This window comes from Komagataeibacter sp. FXV3 (assembly GCF_015155755.1).
Taxonomy (GTDB): Bacteria; Pseudomonadota; Alphaproteobacteria; order Acetobacterales; family Acetobacteraceae; genus Komagataeibacter.
In genome coordinates this window covers 20,740-44,763 of the sequence record NZ_VWPI01000162.1, presented here as the reverse complement: position 1 = coordinate 44,763, position 24,024 = coordinate 20,740, and the positions used below count along the sequence as shown (strand labels likewise).

Below are 24,024 nucleotides of genomic sequence, written 5' to 3'. Positions count from 1 at the left end.
CTTCTCCCCTATGTTGTCGTTCATGCCAGTGCAATGAACGGCAGGGGCAAAAGGTTACATCCACCCACATAACGAAAACGCGAGCAGGCGACCGATGGTTCCCTCAGCCGCCATCGGGGCGGGTGTTCATGTATTCCATGATCTGCGCGCGTGCGCGGGAAACGCGGGCCTTGATGGTGCCGACCGTGACCCCGCAGACATGCGCCGCCTCCGCATAGGTCATTTCCTGCACGCCAACCAGCACCAGCGCCTCACGCAGGCGGGGGGACAGCTGCCAGATCGCGCCGTTGAGGTCACGCAGCACGTCCGCCTCCCCTTCCCCCGTGCCGCTTTCGGGCTGGTCGGGACGATGGGCATAGTCGGACAGGACATCACGTTCGCGCTGGCCATGGCGGCGCTGTTCGTAAAAAAGGTTGCGTGCGATCGTGTACAGCCACGCCTTCATGCTGCTACCCGGCGTGAACTGGTCCAGGGCAGCCAACGCGCGCAGCACGGTTTCCTGGACAAGGTCGTCCGCCTGCGCGGACTGCCCGGTCAGAAAACGGGCAAAACCACGTAATTGCGGCAGAAGGGACAGGATCTCCCCACGCAAGTGCGTGACCGCTGACGGATCGAGTGGTATTCTGGATTCCAGTTTGTTTACTCTTCAACTCTTGCAGCACAGTCTAACGCTGTCATGATCCGGAGTGTAACAGTTTATCTGGGGAGATGAATGCCTCATGCCGCTATCACGGCGTCAAGACCTGCTTCGCGCCCTGCCCTATGCCCGGCGTTACGCCCGGGCGTTATGTGGCAGCCAGTCGAGTGGCGACCTGCTGGTTGCCGAAAGCCTGCGCGAACTCATGGCGGTGGATGATCCATCCCTGCCACCAAGGCTGCGCCTTTACCAGTGGATATCCCGCCACCACGCCGAACATGGCAGCAGCGGGGACGCCGCGGGCGGCATGCCGCCGCTGGGGCGCAAGCTGCTGCTGCTGACCTCGCTTGAAGAACTGTCGGTCAATGACGCCGCCCGCGTCCTGTCACTGTCCCCCGAACAGGCCGCCACCATACTGGAGGACGCCCACGCCCGCCTGCGTTCATGCGCGCAGACCAGCGTGCTGATCATCGAGGACGAGCCGATCATCGCGATGGATATCGAGGAACTGGTGCGCCAGTGCGGCCATACCATCGCAGGCGTCGCCAGCAGCGAGGCGGAGGCCATAAAGCTGGCGCGCGAAACCCGGCCCGGCCTGATCCTGGCGGATATCAACCTTGGTGACGGTGGCGACGGGATGAAGGCGGTATCGAGCATCCTGCAGCATCAGGACATTCCCATCATTTTCGTGACCGCCTACCCCGAACGCCTGCTGACGGGGGATACGATCGAACCGGCATTCGTCATTACCAAGCCCTTTGAACCGCTTACGCTGGCGGTCTCCACCTATCAGGCGGTTTCGGGTGGCGTATCCCTGAACTGACACCGCCGCATGCCAGTCCCGCGCCTGCGCCATCCCCCCTGCCTGACCCGGCGTGTATGGTGCCTGTCCTGGCCGCACGGCCGGATGGGGCTGGTCCGCCACGCGGCAGCTTATCAGAGAGGGCAGTAATGAAACGGCTGGTCATCGTATCCAATCGCGTTCCCGTTCCCAAGGAGGGGCTGCGCCCCGGTGGCCTCGCGGTTGTGCTGAAGGACCTGCTGGCGCGCAAGGGGGGCATGTGGTTTGGCTGGAACGGCACCTGCCATCCCGACGCGGCGCACCTGCCGCCCGAGATCCAGCAGGCGGAAGGGGTGGAATACGCCACCATCGGCCTGACGCCGGCCGAACATCGCAATTACTATACCGGCTTTTCCAATTCCACGCTGTGGCCGCTCATGCATTCCCTGCCCGAGCATATCCATTTCGAGCGACGGGAACTGGCCACGTACTGGTCGGTCAACGAACGGTTCTGTGAAAACCTGCTGCCGCTGCTGCGTGCGGAAGATGTCATCTGGATCCACGACTATCACCTGCTGCCGCTGCCTGCCCTGCTGCGCCGCCATGGCGTGCGCCAGCCCATCGGCTTTTTCCTCCATACCCCCTTTCCCGCACCTGACATGCTGGCCACGGCGCCTGATGGCGGCACTTTCCTGCGCGACCTGATGAAGGCGGACCTGCTGGGGTTCCAGACGGCGGACGACACGGCCAATTTCATCTTTGCCGCCACCCGCAAGGCCGGGGCCATTGCGGAAGATGACAGCACCCTGACATTCGAGGGACGCCGCGTGCATGTCGGCACCTTCCCCGTGGAAATCGACCCCCAGACCTTTGCGCAGACCGCCGTTACCGCCGCCGGATCAGCGGACCTGCGCCGCATGTCGGGTTCGCTGGCGGGACGCAAGCTGGTCTTTGGCGTGGACCGCATGGACCCGACCAAGGGGCTGGACCACCGGCTGGCCGGTTATGAACGCCTGCTGGAAACCTATCCCAGGCGGGAACGGCAGGTGACGTTCCTGCAGATCGCGGCCGAAAGCCGGACGGACGTGCCGTCCTATCAGGCGCTGCGCAACAAGCTGGAACACCAGATCGGCAAGCTGAACGCCCACAAGGGACAGGCCGACTGGACCCCGCTGCGTTTCCTGACACGCGGCAGCCCCCGTCCCACCGTGGCCGGTTACATGCGGCTGGCGGATATTGGCTACATCACCCCGCTGCGCGATGGCATGAACCTTGTGGCCAAGGAATTCATCGCGGCCCAGGACCCCGAAAATCCCGGCGTGCTGATCCTTTCGCGCCTTGCCGGAGCGGCAAAGCAGCTTGAAGCCGCACTGCTGGTCAACCCGCTGGACCATGACGGCATGGCCGATGCGCTGGAACGCGCGCTGGCCATGTCGCCCGAGGAACGGCGCGAGCGCTGGCAGGCATGCTGGGACAGCATCGCCAACCGCACGGCCCTTGGCTGGGGGCTGTCATTCCTGAATGTCCTTGAAAACGCGAAGCGGCATTAAGCCCCCGCACCAGCCTTGCGCACGGAGTGGTTGAGAATACATAAGTGGGCATGGCCTCACCTCCCCTTCTTCTCCTTCAGGACATCACCCTGACCCTCGGCGGCGCGCCGCTGCTCAATGGCGCGGGCTTTGGCGTCGGACCTGGCGAGCGCGTCTGCCTTGTCGGGCGCAATGGCTGTGGCAAGTCCACCCTGCTGCGCATCGCGGCGGGTGAGATACAGGCCGATGACGGCACCGTTTTTGTCCAGCCCGGCACCACCGTGCGCTACCTGCCGCAGGAACCGGACCTGTCGGGCTTTGACACCACGCTGGATTACGTCCGCGCGGGCATGGGGCCGGGCGACCCGGAATACCGCGCCGAACTGCTGCTGACCGAACTGGGGCTGAACGGCACCGAAAACCCGGCCACCCTGTCGGGCGGGGAAGCACGGCGCTGCGCACTGGCCCGTGCCCTTGCGCCCGAACCCGACCTACTTTTGCTGGACGAACCCACCAACCATCTGGACATGCCCACCATTGAATGGCTGGAGCGTGAACTGCTGTCACTGTCATCGGCCATGGTCATCATAAGCCATGACCGCAGGCTGCTCGAGACGCTGTCGCGTTCGGTCGTGTGGCTGGACCGCGGTGTCACCCGCAGGCTGGATCAGGGCTTCGCCCGGTTCGAGACGTGGCGCGAGGAAGTGCTGGAGCAGGAAGAGCGCGACAGCCACAAGCTGGACCGCCAGATCGCGCGCGAGGAAGACTGGATGCGTTACGGCGTGACCGCGCGGCGCAAGCGCAATGTCCGCCGCGTGGCCGAACTGGCCGAACTGCGCAATACCCGTCGCACCGCCATAAGGCAGCCCGGCGGCCTGAAGATGGAAGCCCGCGAAAGCGACCTGTCAGGCAAGCTGGTCGCGGTGGCGGAAGACATGTCACGCGCCTATGATCCTGCCCACCCGGTCGTCAGCCATCTGGACCTGCGTGTCCTGCGCGGGGACCGGCTGGGGATCGTGGGGGCCAATGGTGCGGGCAAGAGTACCCTGCTGCGCCTGCTGACGGGGCTGGACAAACCGGATTCCGGCACCATCAACATCGGCAGCGCGCTCAATGTCGTCACACTGGACCAGCAGCGCCGTTCACTTGATCCCGACACCACGCTGGCGGATACGCTGACGGGGGGCGGTGGCGACATGGTGCAGGTCGGCGATGAAAAACGCCATGTCATCGGCTATATGAAGGACTTCCTGTTCCGCCCCGAACAGGCGCGCACCCCGGTGGGCGTACTGTCGGGGGGCGAGCGCGGGCGGCTCATGCTGGCCTGCGCACTGGCGCGGCCGTCCAACCTGCTGGTACTGGATGAACCGACCAACGACCTTGACCTTGAAACGCTCGACCTGCTGCAGGACATGCTGGCCAGCTATTCCGGCACGGTGCTGCTGGTCAGCCATGATCGTGACTTCCTCGACCGGGTCGCATCCTCCATCCTGATGGCGGAAGGCGGCGGGAAATGGGTGGAATATGCCGGTGGCTACAGCGATATGCTGGCCCAGCGGCAGGATGCCACACTGGCCGCCCGCCCCCGGCAGGACCGCGCGGAGAGCACACCGGCCAAAACCGATGTGGCCCCTTCCACTTCTCCCCGGCAACCTGTGCGCAAGATGTCGTACAAGGACAAGCACGCGCTGGAACAGCTACCCAGACAGATGGCAGCGCTGGAGACGGAAATCGCACGCCTGCGCGCCATTCTGTCCGATGGGGGGCTGTATGCCCGCGATCCCGCCGCCTTCACCACGGCCACCACCGCGCTGGAAAAGGCGGAGGCCGACCTGACGGCGGCGGAGGAACGGTGGCTGGAACTTGAAATGCTGCGCGAGACGCTTCAGTCTTCCTGAACGGGGGGGATGATCAGGCCGGACGCCTCCATCCGTGCACGGGTGGCGGCGATTCCCTGCGTCACCGCCAGTGCTGCCGCTAATGCCCGGCGGCCCGCCACGGCGTCCACCAGCACTTTCGCACCATCAAGGCACGACGCGGCAAAGGCGGCATGTTCCGCCGCCAGCGTATCATGGTCGCGCCACGTTACGGATTCGCGCCGGAACCCGCCCGATCCCGGCAGTGGCAGGCCGCGCGTGCGCCCGATCATGGTCAGTTCACGCTTCATGAAATCAGCCGACAGGTAGCCTTCCTGTGAAAAGACGCGCATCCGCCGCTCGGTCTTGAGCGAAATGCGGCTGGCCGCGATGGTGGCCACACAGCCGTTTTCAAAGCGCACGCGGGCGTTGGCAATGTCCTCGAACGGTGAACTAACCGCCGCCCCCAGCGCATCGACACTTTCGATCGGGCTGTCCACGATGGACAGGACCAGATCAAGGTCATGGATCATGAGGTCAAGGATCACCGATACATCCGTCCCGCGCGGCTTGTAGGGCGCAAGGCGCGTGGCCTCGATATAGAGGGGACGGGAAATCCGGTCGGTAATGGCCTGGTGCTCGGCGGAATAGCGCAGCAGGTGCCCGACCTGCAGCACGACGCCATGCACCCGCGCCAGATGCGCCAGTTCATCGGCCTGCGCCAGTGTGGCCGCCATGGGCTTTTCCACCAGCACATGCTTTCCCGCCGCCAGTGCGACGCGGGCGGGTTCGAAATGATGTTCCGCAGGTGCTGCGACAATAATCGCATCCGAACAGGCCAGCAGGTCGGGATATGACAGGACGGGCACGCCCCCGGCTTCCGCCGCAACCTTGCGCGCGCGCGTGGTGTCGGGGTCGTGGATGCCGGTCAGGACCTCCCGCGTGGCGGCCTGCACCTTGAGCGCATGGAAACGGCCAAAGTGGCCCGCCCCCACGATCCCGACACGTAACAACCGCATTCCCGCCTGCGTCATGTCCTGCCCTTCCTGCCTGTTTCGTGTCCGTAGCTGTTTTCCGGATTAGCAGCCCGCCACGCAGGCGCACACCCCCGCTGGCCGCACGGGCGGCATGACAGGGCGGGAGAATTGCGGCAAAACGGCAACGGCGGCGGCCCTGCCGGCGTATCAGCGGTTGCATCATCAGGCAGGGACCGGCATGTTCCCGCCACTGATTTTTCGCACACGCGATACACTGACCGTGCCGGACAGGGAACCGGCCAGCCGGGCGTAGGGAGCACTCCATCAAGTCATGATGTATTACAGTCGGCTCAGAATGGCTTCGGTCATTGGCGTATGTCTGATCGGGCTGGCGCTGTGCCTGCCCAATGTCATCCGCCAGCCCATGGCGTCCCTGCCATGGCGGCAGATCCATCTGGGCCTTGACCTGCGGGGCGGGTCCTACCTGCTGCTGCAGGTTGATATGAACAGCGTGACAGCCGACAGGCTGCGCGGGCTGCAGGATGAAACGCGCCAGACCCTGCTGAAGAATTCGCTGGGTTACCGCAACCTGACCACCACCGCGCATGGCGTGACATTCACGCCCCGCACGCCGGAAGAAGCGCAGCCCGACCTGAAGGCGCTGCGCGCCATGCCGATGAACGTGCCGGGCGAATTCAAGGTGGAACAGGCGGAAGGCGGCCAGATCGCCCTCACCCTGTCAGCCGAGGCCGCGCGCCAGCGCGCCTATGACGCCGTGACCCAGTCGATCGAGATCGTGCGCCGCCGCATTGACGCGACCGGCGCCATCGACCCCGAGATCACCCGTCAGGGCGATGACCGGATCATTGTCGAACTGCCCGGTATCAGTGACCCCGAACGGGTCAAGAACCTGCTGGGCACCACGGCCAAGATGACGTTCCATCTGGTTGCCGATTCCGCCATCGGCTCCGCCGTGCCGCCACCGGGCGTGGAAATGCTGCCCATGACCGACGGGCAGACCAAGCTGCCGGTCTTTTCGCATGTGGATGTGGATGGCGCGGACCTGACCAATGCCAGCGCCTCGATCGACCAGCAGAGCGGCGAATGGGCGGTGAACTTCACCTTCGATTCGACCGGGGCGCAGGAATTCGGTGACGTGACGCGGGCCAATGTGGGCAAGCGGTTCGCCATCGTGCTGGATAACAAGGTGATCGAGGCCCCGGTCATCCGCACCGCCATTACCGGCGGCAGCGGGCAGATCACTGGCGGCTTCAGCGCGCAGCAGGCCACCGACATGGCGCTGCTGCTACGCGCGGGGGCATTGCCCGCACCGCTGAACGTGATCGAGCAGCGCTCCATCGGCCCGTCGCTGGGCGCTGATTCGATCCGGGCGGGTGGCTACAGCCTTGCTGCCGGTTTCGTGCTGGTGATCGCGTTCATGGCGCTGTTCTATGGCCGGTTCGGCTGGTACGCGAACATTGCCCTGCTGGCCAACCTGGTGCTGATGACCGCCATCCTGTCACTGTTCGAGGCGACGCTGACCCTGCCGGGCATGGCCGGCATGCTGCTGACCCTGGGCATGGCGGTGGATGCGAACATCCTGATCAATGAACGCATACGCGAAGAAGTGGCCCGTGGCCGCAGCGCGCTGCAGGCCATGCAGGCAGGCTTCGAACGCGCGACCGGCACGATCGTGGACAGTAACGCCACGGCGCTGCTGGCGCATGTCATGCTGTTCGTTTTCGGGACCGGGCCGGTCCGCGGCTTCGCGCTGACGATCACGATCGGTATCGTGACCACCCTTTTCACCACCCTTCTCCTATCCCGGATGCTGATGGTGCGCTGGTACGCCCGCACACGTCCCAGCACCCTGCCGGTCTGAGGCGCGCCGAATGATGTTTGATCGTCCCCTTCTCCGGTTCGTGCCGCGTGGCACGAAAATCAACTTCATGCGCGGCCGCTTCATCGGGCTTGCGACATCGGCGGTGCTGTCCATTGCCTCGCTGATCCTGTTCTTCCATCCCGGCCTGACACTGGGGCTGGATTTCCGGGGCGGCATCGTGGTGGAAGCGCGCACGCAGGGACCGGCGGATTTCAATGCCATCCGCGCGGCCCTTGCCGCCCAGCACGTGACGGCCGCGGGCGTGCAGTCCTTTGGCGGGCCGGATGACGTGCTGATCCGCCTTGATACGCCGCCCGACAGCGAACCCGATCATGAGGCCCGCACGCAGGCCATGGTCGATTCCGTACGCCATGCCATCGGCACCCTGCCCGGTGCGCAGGTGCTGCGGGCGGATGCGGTGGGCGCATCCGTGTCAAAGGAACTGTTCCGCAACGGCATGCTGGCCCTTGGCATCAGCCTGCTGATGATCCTGGCCTATATCTGGTTCCGTTTTGAGTGGGAGTTCGCGGTCAGCGCAGTGGTGACGCTGGTGCTGGACCTGACCAAGGCCATCGGTTTCCTGGTCATCACGCATTTCGAATTCGATCTGGTGATGGTGGCCGCCATCCTGACCATTCTTGGCTATTCCACCAATGACAAGGTGGTGGTCTATGACCGCGTGCGTGAAAACCTGCGCAAATACCGCACCATGCCGCTGGCGGAACTGATTGACCTGTCGATCAACGAAACGCTCAGCCGTACGCTGGGCACGTCATCGACCGTATTCCTTGCCGCACTGCCGCTGGCGCTGTTTGGCGGGGCCAGCCTGTCGGGATTTGCGTGGGTAATGCTGTTCGGGATTGTGGTGGGCACGTCATCTTCCATCTTCATCGCGGCACCGCTGCTGCTACTGATGGGGGAAAAGCGCCTGCGTCGTGACGCGCGGCCACCCGTGCGCACCTGAAATCGGACATGGGACGCCGACGCAACGGATGCGCGGGACCTGACCTGACATAAAGACGCCGCCTTCTTAAAAAAAAGGCGGCGCCCACAAACCTTTATTTATCAGTACGCTTACTTATGGGCGGGTGTAGCCGGTTGCGGCTGCCCCCGCCCTTTTGCATCAGGGCTGGCAGGACCGTTTGGCAGGCAGCTCGGCGGTGTCCGTCCCCCCAGTGTGGATGGATCGGGCTGATTGGTGCACGCCACCATCAGTTCCACTGCCTGCTGCCCATTACGGCGCGCCTTGCGTGATGGCCTGGTCAGGGCAGCGAGGATCATGCTCTTGCCGTATTTGAGCGAGGTGGCCATGTCATACACCTGCTGGCCCGACAGGCCGCCATCCTGCAGGCGACTGACCATGCCGCCTTCGGCCATGAAATAGGACGTGATCAGCAGGTAATCCTGTGCCGGGGCTGGCAGGCGGGACATGTCCACCCTGCTGGACGAATGACAGCCCGCCAGCAGCGCTACTGCCGACAGGGCCAGCAGTCGTCTGCGCATATATCGTGTCATATCAATCATAAGCCAGCCACCTTCACCATATCGGGGGATATTGGGCAGTCCCGTCCCCCGGCACAAGGGCGGTCAGGGATGCGCCAAAAAAAACGGGCACCCGCCGGGGTGCCCGTTTTGCGTTCCCGCAGCCTGATATGTGGGATCAGGCCTTGGGCGCGGTCGAAGCGGATTTCTGGGCCGCTTCCGTCTTCAGCACATCCAGGATGTCCTGCAGCAGCACTTCGTTGCGCGGCGGTGCGGGCGGCGTCGCGGGCTTTTCGGCTTCTTTCTTCACCGTCAGGCGGTTGATGGCCTTCACCACCCAGAAAATCACGAAACCGATGATGATGAACTGGATCACCGCGTTCAGGAACAGGCCGATATTGATCGTAACCGCCCCGGCCTTCTGCGCATCGGCCAGTGTCGCCATGTGCGGACCACGCAGGGTGATGAACAGGTTGGTAAAGTCGATACCGCCGATCAGCAGGCCCAGTACCGGCGTGAACACGTCCTTCACCAGGCTGTTCACGATGGCGGTGAACGCGGCGCCCACGATCACACCGACCGCAAGGTCAACCACATTGCCGCGCATGAGAAATGAGCGGAATTCTCCCAGCCAACCGGGTACATGAAGATCCTTGACGTGCAGTTCGGGCACGTGGTCCGGCAGTTTCGCCATGAATGCCAATCCTTAGTTTAATGGAATACGCCCTAGCTCTAGCAACATCGCGACATCATGACGACCATATATTATCGTGTGGCCCTTCCATTCCCCCGCATGATGCAACAGGGTAACACCATGGCCTGAAGACGGCAGGGCGGGCTTTTCTTGCCATCGGGTGTTGATCTTGCCGGCACTTGTCGTCTATACGCCTGCCGATACAACGCCCCCGGTCGGCATCGGTGGGCCCAGCGCGAAAGTGTTTGAAATGAAATCCGGCATCCACCCCGACTACCACGAAATCAATGTCATCATGACCGATGGCACCGAATACACGACCCGTTCGTGCTACGGCAAGGCTGGCGATACGCTGCGCCTGGACATCGATCCGAAGTCCCACCCGGCATGGACCGGCGTGCAGCGCATGATGGACACCGGGGGCCAGGTCGCCAAGTTCAACAAAAAGTTCGGCGCACTGGGCCAGCGCAAGAAGGGCTGATACCCCCTTCCTCCCGATCAGGTCTGAAGTCCGTGGCAATGCCCGGCCCCTTGAACAGGGGGCCGGGCATTGCCATGTCTGGACTGCGCCGGATGCCCATAGCGGGTCCATGCGCATTACCCAAAATCGCGGTCCGCCCAACCGGGGGGCCGCATGACACCAGACCTTGCTTCACGGAGGTTTCACATGGCTTATGATTTCGCGCCGCTGTTTCGCAGCGCCATAGGATTTGACCGTCTGGCCCAGCTTGTCGATACGGCGGCACAGAACCCGGTCGGTTCGTCCTATCCCCCCTACAACATCGAAAAACTGTCCGATGCGCAGTACACGCTGACAATGGCGGTCGCGGGCTTTGGCCCCGATGACATTGAACTGACGGTACAGGACAATACCCTGATCGTGTCAGGTCGTGTCAGTGACAGCACGCAGGGCAGGGAAATGCTCCACCGCGGCATCGCCACGCGCGCCTTCGAACGCCGTTTTGTGCTGGCTGACCATGTGGTGGTGGAAAAGGCGGACCTGACCAACGGCCTGCTGCGCATCGCGGTGCGCCACATCGTGCCCGAGGCGCTGAAGCCACGCCGTATCCCCATTTCCTCAGGCCAGGCCATGGCGGGCGATACCACCCCGCAGGCCGAAGCACCTCACCCCGCCATCGACGCGATGGCCGGGACAATCACGGCAGGCGCCGCAGCCCCACAGCCCGCAGGCTGTGCCGCATAAGCGGGCGATCATAGTGTATTTGCCGCAGGGGCAGGCCACCGGCCTGCCCCTGTTTTTATTGATGGGAAACATCCGGGACGGGTGGATTGAAGTCTTGACCTTTGCCGCCCGCAACCGTCATATCACTTCCACGAGTGTTTTCTGTTTCTGGCGCGCCAGCAGGTACGCACGGTTCCCGCTTTTTCAGGGACCGTTTCAAACACCCTTTCAGGTGCCTGCGTGTGGCGCCACACGCTGTAGGACCTGAGAATGACTGCCCTGCCCTTAATGCCCAAGGCAACCGCCGTGTGGCTTATTGAAAAGACGGCGCTGACCTTTACCCAGATTGCCGCATACTGTGGAATGCATCCCCTTGAAGTCCAGGCCATCGCGGACGGGGAAGTGGCACAGGGAATCCGGGGCTATGACCCGATTGCCCACCACCAGCTGACCCAGGCGGAAATTACCCGTTGCGAAAAAGACCCCGAGGAACGCCTCAAGGGACTGCCGCCCGCCAACCCGATCAACCGCCGGTCCAAGGGCGCGCGCTATACCCCGGTGGCCAAGCGTAACGACCGTCCGGATGCGATTGCCTTCATCCTGCGCAATTTCCCGCAGCTGTCGGAACAGCAGACCAGCAAGCTGCTGGGCACCACCAAGGACACCATCGAGAAGGTGCGCACCAAGCAGCACTGGAACAGCGCCAACATCAAGCCGCGTGACCCGGTCACACTGGGCCTGTGCAGCCAGACGGACCTGAACGCCATGGTCGCCGCCGCCAATGAACGGCTGGCGCGTGAAGGTCAGGCCGTGCCGCCGCCGCTGGAACTGGATGACGACAGCGAACACGGCATCTGACCAACATCCCGCCACCCGGACAGGCCGGGCGGCGGGTCTGTTGTCAGCCCAGCCGGGCCAGGCGCTCGATCTCTTCCTTCACACGAAGTTTCTCAAGCTTGAGCCGCCGCAGGGCGCCTTCATCGGGCATGGGCCTGCGGTCTTCATCGAAAATGCGGGCATCAAGCCGCGCATGACGGGATTTAAGGCTGTTGATACGTGCTTCGTACGACATGGAACCCTCCAGCGTCTTGACTGCAACCCGATCAGGCTAGACCAGACGATGCTGCAATTTCCATGCTAAAATTGCAGCCCCTGGGGATCATGTCCGGCATTTCGCCTTTTGCGGCGGATATGCTTAGGATACGCCATGCCCACTTAACAGATGAGCCGCCATGCTGACAGATCGGGACACCCTTCTTCGCAAGCTGCACGAACTGCGCAGCGAACATCGCGACCTTGATACGGTCATTAGCCGCATGGCCCAGCAGGTAACGGACCAGTTGCAACTGCAACGGCTGAAAAAGCGCAAGCTGCTGCTGAAGGACGAGATCACATGGCTGGAAAGCCGCATGATCCCCGACAGTATCGCCTGATTCCCTGACGAGAGTATTGCAATCGTGAGCCTTTCCCCCCTTCCGTCCTCCGGCACGAAATCCCCGCGCGTGGGGCTGATCATGGGCAGCCAGTCCGACTGGGAAACCATGCGTCATGCCACCACCGTGCTGGAAGCGCTGGATATCGCGCATGAGGTGCGCATCGTCTCTGCCCACCGCACGCCCGACCGTCTGGCGGACTACGCGAAATCGGCACAGGGGCGTGGCCTGTCGGTCATTATCGCAGGCGCCGGGGGGGCTGCGCACCTGCCGGGCATGTGTGCGGCATGGACGGCGCTGCCGGTGCTGGGGGTACCGGTCGAATCGCATGCGCTCAAGGGCATGGACAGCCTGCTGTCCATCGTGCAGATGCCCGGCGGCATTCCCGTGGGCACGCTGGCCATTGGCAAGGCAGGGGCGATCAACGCGGCGCTGATGGCGGCGTCCATCCTTGCCCTGTCGGATCCTGACCTTGGCGCACGACTGGCTGCATGGCGGGCGAAACAGACCCAAGCCGTGGCGCAGGAACCGGTGCGATGACGCCGCTTGCCCCCGGTTCGGTGCTGGGCATTGTCGGCGGCGGGCAGCTTGGCCGCATGTCCGCCATTGCCGCCGCCCGCCTTGGCTACCGCGCCCATATCCTGACGACGGAAGCCGACGGCCCGGCTGCGCAGGTGGCGCACGCCATTACCCTTGGCCGGTATGACGACCATGACGCCCTGCGCCGCTTTGCCGATGCGGTGGATGTCATTACCTTTGAATTCGAGAATATCAGCGCCGACGGTCTGGACCTGCTATCCAGCATCCGCCCGGTCCACCCCGCCGGTCGTATCCTGCGCATAAGCCAGGACCGTATCGCCGAAAAAACCTTCATGGCGGAAAACGACATTCCGGTGGCCCCCTGGCGGGGCGTGCATGACCGCGCCGATCTGGACAGGGCGGCGGAAGCGCTGGGCTATCCCTTTATCCTCAAGACCACGCGCCTTGGGTATGATGGCAAGGGACAGGCCCGCATCCGTGATGCGTCGGAACTGGACGCCGCATTCGACAGCCTGCGCCCCCACCCGCTGGTGGCCGAGGGCATGGTACGCTTCGCCTGTGAGGTCAGCGTGATGGTCGCGCGTAACGCATGCGGTGACATCGTGACCTTTGACGTAACCGAAAACCGTCACCGCAACGGCATTCTGGACATAAGTCTGGCCCCGGCCCGAATCGCGCCCGACCTTGCGGCGCAGGCCCGCGATCTTGCCCGCCGCATCGCCACGGCGCTGGACCTGATTGGCCTGCTGGGGGTCGAGATGTTCGTGGACCGCGACGGCAGCCTGCGCGTGAACGAAATTGCGCCCCGGCCCCATAATTCGGGCCACTGGACCATGAATGCCTGCCCCGTGGACCAGTTCGAGATGCATGTGCGCGCGGTGACCGGCCTGTCACTGCCCCCCGCAGGCCGCCACAGCGACGCCGTCATGAAAAACCTGATCGGCCCCGATGACATGGCCCTGTGGCCTGAAATCATGGCGGCCCCCGGCCTGCTGGCGCATCATTATGGCAAGGCGGAAGCCCGCCCGGGGCGCAAGATGGGGCATGTGAACGTGCTGTTCCCCAAGGGCGCGCTGCCAGGTGAATTCGGGGTGGAAGCGGCCCTTGGCCCGCTGGCGCGCCCGTCGGCTGATGCGTAACTAGACCAGCAGCCCCGCCGCGCGGAAGCTGTGGGTCCGGCCATTGCCCACAATGATGTGGTCATGCACCGTAACCTGCATGATCTTGCCGATCTGCGCGATGCGCAGGGTCATTTCAATATCAGCGGATGAAGGTTCCGGCTGGCCTGCGGGGTGGTTATGCGCCAGCACCAGCCGCCCTGCCCCCAGTTTCAGCGCGCGGCGCATGATTTCGCGCGGATAAACCGGGGAATGGTTGACCGTGCCGGTGCCCATCAGTTCATCGGCCAGCAGGTGAAAGCCCTCATCAAGGAACAGCACGCGGAACTGTTCAATCACTTCATGCCCCATGCAGGCCTGCAGGTAGGCTTCCAGTCCCGCCTGCCCCGCCAGAAGATCCGTGCGCCGCACACGGGCGCGGTACAGGCGCAGCGCCACCTCCCGTAGCACCGCCAGCAGGGGCGGCAGAACGGTTTCACGTCCCGCCACTTCATCCAGTGCCCCCACATGCGCCGACAGCGCCATGCCCGCCGAGCCGAAACGGGCCAGGAAGCTGGCCGCCAGCCGGTCCGGTGCCGGATGGGCTGGATCAAGCGTGCGGATCAGGCGCTGCAGGAAGGCATGGTCATCCGCCCGGCTGATACCGCCACCAAGGGGAAGTGTGACCGGTTCGGGCGATGTGTGATCGTGCAAACGGTGTTTTCCCAACAATTGCAGGACAAATACCGTCCCGATGGTGCATTATGCGATCAGAACAAGGAGGTTATGAACCTGCATGCCGTTTCATGAAAACCATACCGTACTTTTCGACCTGGACGGAACCATCGTCCGTTCCCGCGATGGCATTGTGGAATCCATTTACGCCGTACTGCGCGACCTTGGTCATGAACCCGACATGTCGATTGACCTGACATGGGTGGTCGGCCCCCCGCTGGAGGAACTGATCGCCCATATCCTCGCGCATTATGGCGATGACCGGGTGGACGAAGCGATGGCGCTTTACCGCAAGCACTACGAATCGGAAGGCATGCACAAAAGCCCGGTTTTCGACCACATGCGCAACGTGATCGAGACCCTGTCCGCTGAAGGGGTGCGGCTGTTTGTCGCGACATCCAAGCCACGCCATCTTGCGCGCAAGATCCTGCACCTGCGCAACCTCGTGCAGTATTTCGATGGCCTGTCGGGCGCGCGCGCCGATGACAGCGGCGCGGAAAAGCCCGAACTGATCGCAGCCGTGCTGCGTGAACATGACATCCGGCGCGAGGATGCGCTGATGATTGGTGACCGGCGCTTTGACATAAGCGGCGCGCACGCCAACCACGTCCGTGCGCTAGGGGTATTGTGGGGATATGGCACGCGGGAAGAACTGACGCAGGCCGGTGCCGATGCGCTGGTCAGCCAGCCATCCGAACTGCTGGACGCCATCCGCCAGCAGTTCGCAGCGGCCGAAGCCCACCCGCACGGCTGATACGCTCTATCGCGCGATCAAGGTCCGCAGGCTTGCATCCTTCCCGCCGCCGCGCACCACGCAGTCATGCACGATCAGGCCCAGCAGGCGGGCATGGGTTTCCAGCATGCGGCCGAAACGCAGGTCGGCATCCTGACCCTCCGCTGGCGGCGTGCGCTGGCCGATATCCCTGATCGCAACCAGGGAGACGGCATGCAGTTCCAGCGCACGCGCCAGCACGGTCCGGCACATATCGGCGGGCGGGGCGATACTGACGGCTTCATCGGCCAGCACGTGCCGCGCGGAATCAAGGTAGAACAGCCGCCACCCGTCGGGATCATGCGCGGGCAGCCTGTCGCAGTACGCCATTACCGCCGCCATATCCGTGAAAATCACCTGCCCCCGCAGGTCGGGATGCGCCAGACGCCGCGCCACCTGCACCGGACACCCCAGCACGGCCACCCCACGTGGCCCAAGTCCCGCCGCGCGCAGGGCGGAAGGGCTGGCATCCAGAACGGCCTCAAGATCACCGAAATGGGCCAGCAGCGCCTTCGCCTGCGGCTTGGTATCGCGCCGGGGCACGGCCGCGAACAGCAGGACCTCCAGCAATTCGTAATCCGCCAGCGAATGCGCGCCTGCCGTGCGGATACGCCTGCGCATGCGCGCCCGGTGACCGCCCGGCCCCGTTCCCCTGAGCGTATTCATGCCATCGCTTCCCCCTGCGCATTTCCCCTGACCATGATTGATAGCATTGGTTACCCGGCGGCGGGATTGCTATAGAAGATAATGTCATGGACAGCCTTATCCCCACCGGCCGTGTGCCGGATTACCTGAACCGCCTCAATCCCGAACAGCGGGCCGCGATCGAGACGACGGATGGCCCGCTGCTGGTCCTTGCCGGCGCGGGCACCGGAAAGACACGGGTGCTGACCACGCGGTTCGCGCATATCCTGCTGTCGGGGCGCGCGCGGCCCAACCAGATCCTGGCCGTGACCTTCACCAACAAGGCCGCGCGTGAAATGCGCGAACGCGTCAGCGCCCTGCTGGGTGAACCGGCGGAAGGGCTGTGGCTGGGTACGTTCCATGCCCTGTGCGCGCGCATGCTGCGCCGCCATGCGGAATATGTCGGGCTGACCAGCAGCTTCACCATTCTTGATACCGATGACCAGCTGCGTCTGCTCAAGCAGGTGCTTGAACCCTACCGCATCGATACCAAGCGCTGGCCGCCACAGGCGATCATGGGCGTGATCCAGCGGTGGAAGGATCGCGGGCTGGTGCCCGACGCCATCACGGCGGCCGAGGACACGGATTTCGCCAATGGACGCTGCGCCGAGATCTATACCGATTACCAGCAGCGCCTGAAACAGCTTAACGCCTGCGACTTTGGCGACCTTATGCTGCACATGACGGAAATCCTGCGCAGACACCCCGATGTGCTGGCGCAGTATCACCGTTTCTTCCGCTACATCCTGGTGGATGAGTATCAGGACACCAACACCATCCAGTACCTGTGGCTGCGGCTGCTGGCCCATCGGGACAACCAGCCATCCAACATCTGCTGCGTGGGTGATGATGACCAGTCGATCTATTCATGGCGCGGGGCGGAAGTGGAAAACATCCTGCGCTTCGAACGCGATTTTCCCGGCGCGAAAGTGGTGCGGCTGGAACGCAATTACCGTTCCACCCGGCAGATCCTTGGCGCGGCGTCGGGCCTGATCGCGCATAACGAGGAACGTCTGGGCAAGACCCTGCATCCCGGCCGCGAGGATGCGGAAGGCGAGAAGGTGCGCGTGATTTCCGTGCAGGATTCGGATGATGAGGCCCGCATGGTCGGCACCGAGATCGAACGCCTGCGCGCCGATGGCCACCCGATGGGCGAAATCGCCATCCTTGTCCGCGCAGGCTTCCAGACCCGCGCGTTTGAAGAACGGCTGATTACCCTTGGCCTGCCCTACCGCGTGGTCGGTGGCCTGCGTTTTTACGAACGCGCCGAAATCCGCGACGCCATCGCCTACATGCGCGTGGTCAACCAGCCTTCCGACGACCTTGCGTTTGAACGCATCATAAATGTGCCGCGACGGGGCGTGGGGACCACGGGACTGCAGAAAATGCACATGCACGCCCGCGAACGCCAGATCCCGCTGACCGCGGCCGTGCTGGAGATGCTGGGCACTGGCGACATCAAGGGCCGGGCGAAGGAACAGCTTGCCACCCTCATGCGCGCGCTGGGCACCACGCGCGACATGCTGGGGCGCGAGGGGCATGTCGTCGCCATTGACCACCTGCTGGAGGACAGCGGCTATATCGACATGTGGAAGGCCGACAAATCCCCCGATGCGCCGGGACGGCTGGAAAACCTGAAGGAGCTGGTGCGCTCGCTGGCGGATTATGAAAACCTTGGCGGATTCCTTGAACACGTTGCCCTTGTCATGGATACCGAGGATAAATCGGGCGAGGACAGCATGAGCATCATGACCCTGCATGGCGCCAAGGGGCTGGAATTCGATACCGTGTTCCTGCCGGGATGGGAGGAAGGCGTCTTTCCGTCCCAGCGCACGCTGGATGAAGGCGGCCTGAAGGGGCTGGAGGAAGAACGCCGCCTGGCCTATGTCGGCATTACGCGCGCGCGCAAGCTGGCCATGATCAGCCATGCCGCCAATCGCCGCATATACGGCAACTGGCAGTCCGCCATTCCCAGCCGCTTTGTCGAGGAGCTGCCCGCGGAACATATCGAGACACGCGGCGACACTGCGAACAGCCGGCGCAGTTTCCTTGGCCGTCCCGCCGTGTTTGGCAGCACGCCCTTCCCGCTGGTGGCGTCCCGGCGGGTGCATGACGTGACACCGTCCACCACCGCCACGTCGGGCATGAAGGTGGGGGTGCGTGTGTTCCACCAGAAATTCGGCTACGGCACCATTACCTCGGTCGAGGGAAACCGGCTGGAAGTCGCGTTTGAAAAAGCAGGCCCCAAGCGGGTGATCGATACATTTGTTGAGCAGGTATAGATGAGCCTTTCCCCCCGGCGTCACGCCACAGAACTGGAAACCATATCGGTCACGGTCCCGCCTGATGCGGTCGAAGCCTATGAATCCGCCCTGTCCACCGTCTGCACCACCATCGGCATTTTTGAAGTCGATGACAGCCAGACCCTGTGGCGCGTGGAAGGCGTCAAGGATACCGGCAGCGGCGAGGACGAACTGCGCGCCGCCCTGATCGTGGCGGGCCTGACCAGTGGCGTGGATGCCGAACTGGAACGCAGCCACACGGAATCCGAAGGCTGGCTGGCGCGCACATACGAATCCTTTCCCGAACAGCTTGCGGGCAGGCGCTTCGCCATCCGCGGCACGCACCTTGAACCGACTACCAGCCCCCAGCGCATCACCATCACGCTGGATGCGGGCGTTGCCTTCGGGTCGGGGGAACACGGCTCGACCCGTGGCTGCCTGCGCGCGCTGGAAATGGTCGCCTATCGCAGGCCACAGCGTATCCTTGACCTGGGCTGCGGGTCGGGCATCCTTGCCATGGCGGCCGCCGCCCTGCTGCACAAACGCGTGCTGGCGACCGATATCGACCCGTGGTCCGTGCGCGTGACGCGCCGTAACGCGGCCATGAACGGGCTGTCCAATCTGGTGGACTGCCATCTGGGCAATGGCTGGGCCACGCCCGCCATCCGCCACCATGCGCCCTATGATCTGGTATTCGCCAACATCCTTGCCCGCCCGCTATGCAGCATGGCGGCCGACCTTGCGCGCAACCTGCTGCCCGGTGGCACCGCCATCCTTGCGGGGCTGCTGAATACACAGGTGCGCATGGTGCTGGCTGCCCATCGCCGCCACGGGCTGGTGCTGGAACGCCACCTGCGTGAAGGGGACTGGGGCACGCTGATCCTGCGCAAACCCAATGGCTGATACCGCGTCCCTGCTGATCCGTGACGCGACGGATGCGGATATTCCCGCCATAGTCGAAATCGTCAATCACGCCATCCGCAACAGCACATCCATGTGGGAAACCCACGAAACCACCATCGCCGCCCGGCTGGACTGGCTGCATACCAGTCAGGCCAGCGGGTTTCCGGTGCTGGTGGCCGAAACGCCCGATGGCCATGTGGCGGGCTACAGTAGCTGGAAAACCTTCCGGCCCTTTTCAGGCTACCGGCATACGGTCGAACATTCGCTGTACATCGCCCCGGCCTACAAGCGCCGTGGCATTGGCAGCGCCCTGCTGCAGGCCCTGTGTGAGCGGGCAAAGACGGAGGAGGTGCATGTCATGATCGCGGGCATTACCTCCACCAACATTGCGTCGCGCAAGCTGCATGAACGCTTCGGCTTCCAGCATGGTGGCCTGCTGCCTGAATGCGGCACGAAATACGGGCGGTGGATGGACCTTCTGTTCCTGTACCGCATCATGTCCGTTTCCTGATCCCTTACCAAAGGATATGCCCATGCCCACCGTCCCGAACCGCCCCGACGCGCTGCGCGCCGTGCTGAAACAGATGGGCGTTGATGGATTTATCCTGCCCCGTGGGGATGAACACTTGGGGGAATACGTGGCCCCCTGCGCTGAACGCCTGGCATGGCTGACCGGCTTTACCGGCAGCGCGGGGATGGCGGCGGTGCTGCCGGATGTCGCCGCCGTCTTTTCCGATGGCCGCTACATCACCCAGATGGACCAGCAGGTGGACAGGCAGGCATGGGAACGGCTGCATATCCGTGACGTCCCGCCCGCCACATGGCTGGCGCGGCACGGGGCGACCTGCCGGATCGGTTATGATCCGCGCCTGATCAGCGAAAGCGCGCTGCGCCCGTTCAGTGATGCGGGGCTGGACCTGGTCGCCCTGCCCGCAAACCCGGTTGACCGGATCTGGGCCGACCGCCCCGCCCCGCCCTGCACGCCCTGCGTCCCGCAGCCCGAGGAATGGGCCGGGCAGTCCAGCCGGGACAAGCGCGCGGCCATTGCGGGCGGCCTGCGCGAGGCGGGCGATGCGGCGCTGGTGCTGAGCGATCCGGCATCAATCGCATGGCTGCTGAACATCCGGGGCCGCGACGTGCCTTACACGCCACTCAGCCTGTCCTTCGCCATCGTGCATGAGACCGGACGCGTCACGTTGCTGATCGACCCGGCCAAGGTGTCCGACACGACGCGGCAGTGGCTGGGGGGTGATGTCACGATCGCACCGCCCGCAGCACTGGCGGAAAGCCTGCGCGCCCTGTCCGGTACACGCGTGCAGGTGGATCCGGCCGGCAATGCCGTATGGTTCATCCAGACGCTGGAAGATGCAGGGGCCACGGTCATCCGCAGGGGCGATCCCTGCCAGTTGCCCAAGGCGATCAAGAACCGGACCGAACAGGAAGGCAGCCGCCGTGCCCACCTGCTGGATGGAATCGCCATCTGCCGTTTCCTGCACTGGCTGGATGAAAACGCAACAGACACGGCGGAACTGGCAGCGGCAGAACAGCTGGACCGCTTCCGCGCCGCCTGCCCTGACTACCGGGAGGAAAGCTTCCCCGCCATTTCCGGTTCCGGCCCGAACGGCGCGATCATCCATTACCGTGTCACGCCCGAAACCGACCGCAGGCTGCAACCCAACGAGGTCTACCTGATCGATAGTGGCGGCCAGTATCCCTTTGGCACTACCGATATCACCCGCACGGTCTGGACCGGGCCGGATGCGCCGGGGGCGGATGTGCGTGATGCCTTCACCCGCGTGCTGCGCGGGCATATCGCGCTGGCGCGCGCGCATTTCCCACGCGGCGTGACCGGCCACGCGCTGGATGCCCTTGCCCGCCATGCATTGTGGGAAGGCGGGCTGGATTATGACCATGGCACCGGCCATGGCATTGGCAGCTACCTGTCGGTGCATGAGGGACCGGCAACCATTTCCCCCGTTTTCCGCCCCGTGAAATTGCATGCGGGCATGATCCTGTCGAATGAGCCGGGCTATTACCGACCCGGTGCGTTCGGCATCCGCCTGGAAAACCTGCATCTGGTCCAGCCGTCCCCCACGGCGGAGGCAGGACGCGATTTTCTGGAATTCGAGGTCCTGACCCTGGCCCCGTTCGACCGGCGGCTGATTGATGTGGCCAGCCTGCAGGAAAATGAAATTGCCTGGCTGGATGCCTATCATGCACGGGTTTTTGAAATGATCGCCCCACATCTGGGAAGTCAGGAACGCACATGGCTTGGCGTTGCATGCGCACCGCTGAACGCCGGATAATGTGACTGCAAAACCACGGTCATGGCCCGGTGGCCCGATTGTCACGCGGGGCTGGGGGGCCTAGGACTTTTAACCAGTTCCGACGGGGCACCCGGCAACGAACCGGGTCCGCCAAGCCGGTGCGCATGCTGAAACGCTTTTCAGTAGCAAGCACAAAGGGAGACGTTCGAGAATGTCTACAGAAAAAACAATTCCCGCCACCCTGATTCCGGGTGACGGAATCGGGCCTGAAATCGTCCAGTCCGTGACCGAGATCCTTGATACGGTTGGCGCCCCTTTCAAATGGGAAAAGGCACTTGGCGGTGTCGCAGCCCTTGACGCCACCGGCAGCCCGCTGCCCAAGGAAACGATCGAAAGCATCCGCCGCACCGGCCTTGCGCTGAAAGGCCCGCTGACGACCCCGGTCGGTGGTGGCTTCAAGTCCATCAACGTGACACTGCGTCAGGAGTTCGGCCTGTTCGCGAATGTCCGTCCGACCAAGACGATCGTGCCCGGTGGCCGTTTCGAGAACATCAACCTCGTCATCTTCCGCGAAAACCTCGAAGGGTATTACGCGGCGATGGAAAACTACATTCCCTATGGTGATGACCCGCACGCCATCGCCACCAGCGCAGGCTACACCACGCGCAAGGAATGCAACCGCATTGTCCGCTACGCCTTTGAATATGCGGTCAAGAACAACCGCAAGCGCGTGACCCTGGTGCACAAGGCCAACATCCTGAAGCTGCTGACCGGCCTGTTCCTTGAAGAAGGCCGCAAGGTCGCCAAGGAATATGAAGGCCGCGTGGAAGTGAACGAGCGGATTGTCGATGCCTGCGCCATGCAGCTTGTGACCGATCCGTGGCAGTATGACTGCATCGTCACCACCAACCTGTTCGGTGATATCCTGTCCGACCTGACCGCCGGTCTGGTGGGGGGGCTTGGTCTGGCGCCGGGTGCGAACATTGGTGAAAAGGCAGCCGTGTTTGAAGCCGTCCATGGTTCAGCACCCGACATTGCGGGCCAGAACAAGGCCAACCCGACCTCGCTCCTGCTGGCTGCCAACATGATGCTGGCGCATGTGGGCCGTCAGGACCTGGCCACCCGCATCGACAAGGCCATCGAGAAGGTCATCACCTCGGGTGCCGTGCGCACGGGCGATCTGAGCGGCAAGGCCACCACGACCGAACTGACCGCAGCGCTGAAGCAGGCGCTGGTCTGATACGGTTTTTCCCCATCATGGGGGAATAAAAAAGGGGTCGTGGCAGATCAGATGCCACGGCCCCTTTTCGTTAAGGAAGTTTTTGGTGAAGCTTGTTTCAAAAAGCTCCAGAAAGCGCCGCCTTTTTGAAAAAAGGCAGCACCCAAAAACTTTTTATTTTCAAATGGTTCCCTTAACCCGCTCAGCTACCGCGATAGGTTGAAAACCCGTAGGGCGAGACCAGAAGCGGCACATGGTAATGTCCCCCCTTTTCCCCCCTGGCCACCTGCGCCATGCCAAAGGCGATGGGCACCACGTCAAGGAAGGGCGGGTCCGACAGCGCGACATCCCGGCTGCGGAAATACGCCGCCACACTGAATTCCAGACGATAGGCACCAGCTTTCATGTCCCCGGCCTGCTGGCCCAGTTCCGGGCAACGGCCATCCGCATTGGTCACGCCACGGAACAGGCAGTCCTGACCCGCCCACAGGCTGATCGCCATGCCCGCGGCGGGCTTGCCTGATACAAGGTCGAGAACATGGGTGGAAAGGGTGCTCATGGTTCCTGCTCCAGCCGCGCCAGCACATCCGCCAGCCGCAGCGCGGCAATCTTGTTGATTTCACACAGGGCGGCCTGCTGTTCGGCCTCAGGTGTGTTTTCCAGCCGGGTGCGCATTCCGTTCAGGATGCCTTCCTTGTCCGACCGCCGCACACAGATGATGAACGGGATACCGAATTTGGCGGCATAAGCATCATTCAGGGCGCGGAAAGTCGTAAATTCCTCCGGCGTCAGGCGATCCAGCCCGGCGGATGCCTGCTCGGCCGCGGAAGCCGAGGTCAGGGTCGGGTCTACCCCCATGCGCTGCGCCAGTTCGGGATGGGCGCGGATCAGCGCCATCTTTTCCGCCTCCGTCGCCCGGTCCAGTTCATGGCGCATGGCCGCCAGCATGGCGTCCATGTCCGCAAAGGGGCCATGGGCGCGGGCACGCTGGGCAATCCATGGGGAATGTTCGTATATCGGTCCGAACAGTTCCACAAACCTGACGGCGGAAGCGTCATTGACGCGGTCCAT

The 24,024-nt window shown here is 63.5% G+C and carries 26 protein-coding genes; 17 read left to right on the top strand and 9 right to left on the bottom strand.

Annotated elements, in window-relative coordinates:
- Positions 1 to 103: 103 nt before the first annotated feature.
- Positions 104 to 592: a sigma-70 family RNA polymerase sigma factor gene (locus F1542_RS15280; protein ID WP_193733790.1), complete on the bottom strand. Its 489-nt coding sequence runs from the start codon at positions 590 to 592 to the stop codon at positions 104 to 106.
- A gap of 127 nt (positions 593 to 719) precedes the next feature.
- On the opposite strand from F1542_RS15280, the gene F1542_RS15275 reads away from it, so the two are divergent.
- The 3 genes from F1542_RS15275 to F1542_RS15265 all read left to right on the top strand — a co-directional run bounded on the left by F1542_RS15275 (position 720) and on the right by F1542_RS15265 (position 4,845).
- A complete protein-coding gene (locus tag F1542_RS15275; protein WP_193733789.1) occupies positions 720 to 1,460 on the top strand; it encodes a response regulator in 741 nt (246 codons plus the stop codon).
- 128 nt (positions 1,461 to 1,588) lie between these two features.
- Positions 1,589 to 2,968 carry a trehalose-6-phosphate synthase gene (locus F1542_RS15270; RefSeq protein ID WP_193733788.1) on the top strand — a complete coding sequence of 460 codons (1,380 nt, stop codon included), beginning with the start codon at positions 1,589 to 1,591 and terminating at the stop codon, positions 2,966 to 2,968.
- A gap of 50 nt (positions 2,969 to 3,018) precedes the next feature.
- Positions 3,019 to 4,845, top strand: a complete 1,827-nt coding sequence (locus tag F1542_RS15265; protein ID WP_193733787.1) for an ABC-F family ATP-binding cassette domain-containing protein — start codon at positions 3,019 to 3,021, stop codon at positions 4,843 to 4,845.
- Here the strand turns inward: F1542_RS15265 and F1542_RS15260 are convergent.
- Positions 4,833 to 5,837: a Gfo/Idh/MocA family protein gene (locus F1542_RS15260; RefSeq protein ID WP_193733786.1), complete on the bottom strand. Its 1,005-nt coding sequence runs from the start codon at positions 5,835 to 5,837 to the stop codon at positions 4,833 to 4,835. The genes F1542_RS15265 and F1542_RS15260 overlap by 13 nt on opposite strands.
- Positions 5,838 to 6,111: 274 nt before the next feature.
- Here F1542_RS15260 and secD point away from each other — a divergent pair, with 274 nt between their 5' ends.
- Both secD and secF read left to right on the top strand, forming a co-directional pair.
- A complete protein-coding gene (secD, locus tag F1542_RS15255) occupies positions 6,112 to 7,662 on the top strand; it encodes a protein translocase subunit SecD (RefSeq protein ID WP_193733785.1) in 1,551 nt (516 codons plus the stop codon).
- Between the two features lie 13 nt (positions 7,663 to 7,675).
- A complete protein-coding gene (gene secF, locus F1542_RS15250) occupies positions 7,676 to 8,626 on the top strand; it encodes a protein translocase subunit SecF (protein ID WP_193733810.1) in 951 nt (316 codons plus the stop codon).
- Between the two features lie 110 nt (positions 8,627 to 8,736).
- On the opposite strand, the gene F1542_RS15245 is transcribed toward secF, so the two are convergent.
- Positions 8,737 to 9,177, bottom strand: coding sequence for a hypothetical protein (locus F1542_RS15245; RefSeq protein WP_227672782.1), 441 nt, complete (start codon positions 9,175 to 9,177; stop codon positions 8,737 to 8,739).
- A 145-nt stretch (positions 9,178 to 9,322) separates the two neighbouring features.
- Entirely contained in the window at positions 9,323 to 9,838 is a 516-nt protein-coding gene (mscL, locus tag F1542_RS15240; protein WP_193733783.1) for a large conductance mechanosensitive channel protein MscL, read from the bottom strand.
- A 250-nt stretch (positions 9,839 to 10,088) separates the two neighbouring features.
- Here mscL and rpmE point away from each other — a divergent pair, with 250 nt between their 5' ends.
- The 3 genes from rpmE to F1542_RS15225 all read left to right on the top strand — a co-directional run bounded on the left by rpmE (position 10,089) and on the right by F1542_RS15225 (position 11,879).
- Positions 10,089 to 10,319 (top strand): 50S ribosomal protein L31, encoded by a 231-nt coding sequence (gene rpmE / locus F1542_RS15235; RefSeq protein ID WP_010507580.1) that lies wholly within the window; start codon positions 10,089 to 10,091, stop codon positions 10,317 to 10,319.
- 186 nt (positions 10,320 to 10,505) lie between these two features.
- On the top strand, positions 10,506 to 11,042 hold the full coding sequence (locus F1542_RS15230) for an Hsp20 family protein (protein WP_193733782.1): 537 nt from the start codon (positions 10,506 to 10,508) through the stop codon (positions 11,040 to 11,042).
- Between the two features lie 249 nt (positions 11,043 to 11,291).
- Positions 11,292 to 11,879, top strand: coding sequence for a DUF1013 domain-containing protein (locus tag F1542_RS15225; RefSeq protein WP_141262305.1), 588 nt, complete (start codon positions 11,292 to 11,294; stop codon positions 11,877 to 11,879).
- Positions 11,880 to 11,922: 43 nt separating this feature from the next.
- Here the strand turns inward: F1542_RS15225 and F1542_RS15220 are convergent, their stop codons facing one another.
- On the bottom strand, positions 11,923 to 12,093 hold the full coding sequence (locus F1542_RS15220) for a YdcH family protein (RefSeq protein WP_193733781.1): 171 nt from the start codon (positions 12,091 to 12,093) through the stop codon (positions 11,923 to 11,925).
- Positions 12,094 to 12,253: 160 nt separating this feature from the next.
- Here F1542_RS15220 and F1542_RS15215 point away from each other — a divergent pair, with 160 nt between their 5' ends.
- Genes F1542_RS15215 through F1542_RS15205 form a run of 3 tightly spaced genes read left to right on the top strand, consistent with a single transcriptional unit; the run spans position 12,254 to position 14,133 of the window.
- Positions 12,254 to 12,454, top strand: coding sequence for a YdcH family protein (locus F1542_RS15215; protein WP_010507587.1), 201 nt, complete (start codon positions 12,254 to 12,256; stop codon positions 12,452 to 12,454).
- 24 nt (positions 12,455 to 12,478) lie between these two features.
- Positions 12,479 to 12,994, top strand: a complete 516-nt coding sequence (purE, locus tag F1542_RS15210; RefSeq protein WP_408886258.1) for a 5-(carboxyamino)imidazole ribonucleotide mutase — start codon at positions 12,479 to 12,481, stop codon at positions 12,992 to 12,994.
- The gene (locus F1542_RS15205; RefSeq protein WP_193733780.1) at positions 12,991 to 14,133 is read left to right on the top strand and encodes a 5-(carboxyamino)imidazole ribonucleotide synthase; all 1,143 of its coding nucleotides are present in this window, start codon (positions 12,991 to 12,993) and stop codon (positions 14,131 to 14,133) included. The genes purE and F1542_RS15205 overlap by 4 nt, the downstream gene beginning before the upstream one ends.
- On the opposite strand, the gene F1542_RS15200 is transcribed toward F1542_RS15205, so the two are convergent.
- Positions 14,134 to 14,805, bottom strand: coding sequence for a RadC family protein (locus F1542_RS15200; RefSeq protein ID WP_193733779.1), 672 nt, complete (start codon positions 14,803 to 14,805; stop codon positions 14,134 to 14,136).
- Positions 14,806 to 14,887: 82 nt separating this feature from the next.
- Here F1542_RS15200 and F1542_RS15195 point away from each other — a divergent pair, with 82 nt between their 5' ends.
- Positions 14,888 to 15,580: an HAD hydrolase-like protein gene (locus F1542_RS15195; RefSeq protein WP_193733778.1), complete on the top strand. Its 693-nt coding sequence runs from the start codon at positions 14,888 to 14,890 to the stop codon at positions 15,578 to 15,580.
- A gap of 6 nt (positions 15,581 to 15,586) precedes the next feature.
- Here F1542_RS15195 and F1542_RS15190 read toward each other — a convergent pair whose 3' ends face one another.
- On the bottom strand, positions 15,587 to 16,264 hold the full coding sequence (locus F1542_RS15190; RefSeq protein ID WP_227672781.1) for a JAB domain-containing protein: 678 nt from the start codon (positions 16,262 to 16,264) through the stop codon (positions 15,587 to 15,589).
- 86 nt (positions 16,265 to 16,350) lie between these two features.
- On the opposite strand from F1542_RS15190, the gene F1542_RS15185 reads away from it, so the two are divergent.
- The 5 genes from F1542_RS15185 (at position 16,351) to F1542_RS15165 (ending at position 22,974) form a co-directional block, all read left to right on the top strand.
- Positions 16,351 to 18,564, top strand: coding sequence for an ATP-dependent helicase (locus tag F1542_RS15185; RefSeq protein WP_193733777.1), 2,214 nt, complete (start codon positions 16,351 to 16,353; stop codon positions 18,562 to 18,564).
- Positions 18,565 to 19,467: a 50S ribosomal protein L11 methyltransferase gene (locus tag F1542_RS15180; RefSeq protein WP_193733776.1), complete on the top strand. Its 903-nt coding sequence runs from the start codon at positions 18,565 to 18,567 to the stop codon at positions 19,465 to 19,467. It abuts the gene before it with no gap.
- Positions 19,460 to 19,978: a GNAT family N-acetyltransferase gene (locus F1542_RS15175; RefSeq protein ID WP_193733775.1), complete on the top strand. Its 519-nt coding sequence runs from the start codon at positions 19,460 to 19,462 to the stop codon at positions 19,976 to 19,978. Before F1542_RS15180 ends, F1542_RS15175 begins: the two co-directional genes overlap by 8 nt.
- A gap of 22 nt (positions 19,979 to 20,000) precedes the next feature.
- The gene (locus F1542_RS15170) at positions 20,001 to 21,773 is read left to right on the top strand and encodes an aminopeptidase P family protein (RefSeq protein WP_193733774.1); all 1,773 of its coding nucleotides are present in this window, start codon (positions 20,001 to 20,003) and stop codon (positions 21,771 to 21,773) included.
- A gap of 172 nt (positions 21,774 to 21,945) precedes the next feature.
- The gene (locus F1542_RS15165; protein ID WP_193733773.1) at positions 21,946 to 22,974 is read left to right on the top strand and encodes an isocitrate/isopropylmalate dehydrogenase family protein; all 1,029 of its coding nucleotides are present in this window, start codon (positions 21,946 to 21,948) and stop codon (positions 22,972 to 22,974) included.
- Positions 22,975 to 23,155: 181 nt separating this feature from the next.
- Here F1542_RS15165 and uraH read toward each other — a convergent pair whose 3' ends face one another.
- Complete coding sequence (gene uraH, locus F1542_RS15160; RefSeq protein ID WP_193733772.1) at positions 23,156 to 23,512, bottom strand: hydroxyisourate hydrolase; 357 nt, start codon at positions 23,510 to 23,512, stop codon at positions 23,156 to 23,158.
- Positions 23,509 to 24,024, bottom strand: a complete 516-nt coding sequence (gene uraD / locus F1542_RS15155; RefSeq protein ID WP_193733807.1) for a 2-oxo-4-hydroxy-4-carboxy-5-ureidoimidazoline decarboxylase — start codon at positions 24,022 to 24,024, stop codon at positions 23,509 to 23,511. Before uraD ends, uraH begins: the two co-directional genes overlap by 4 nt.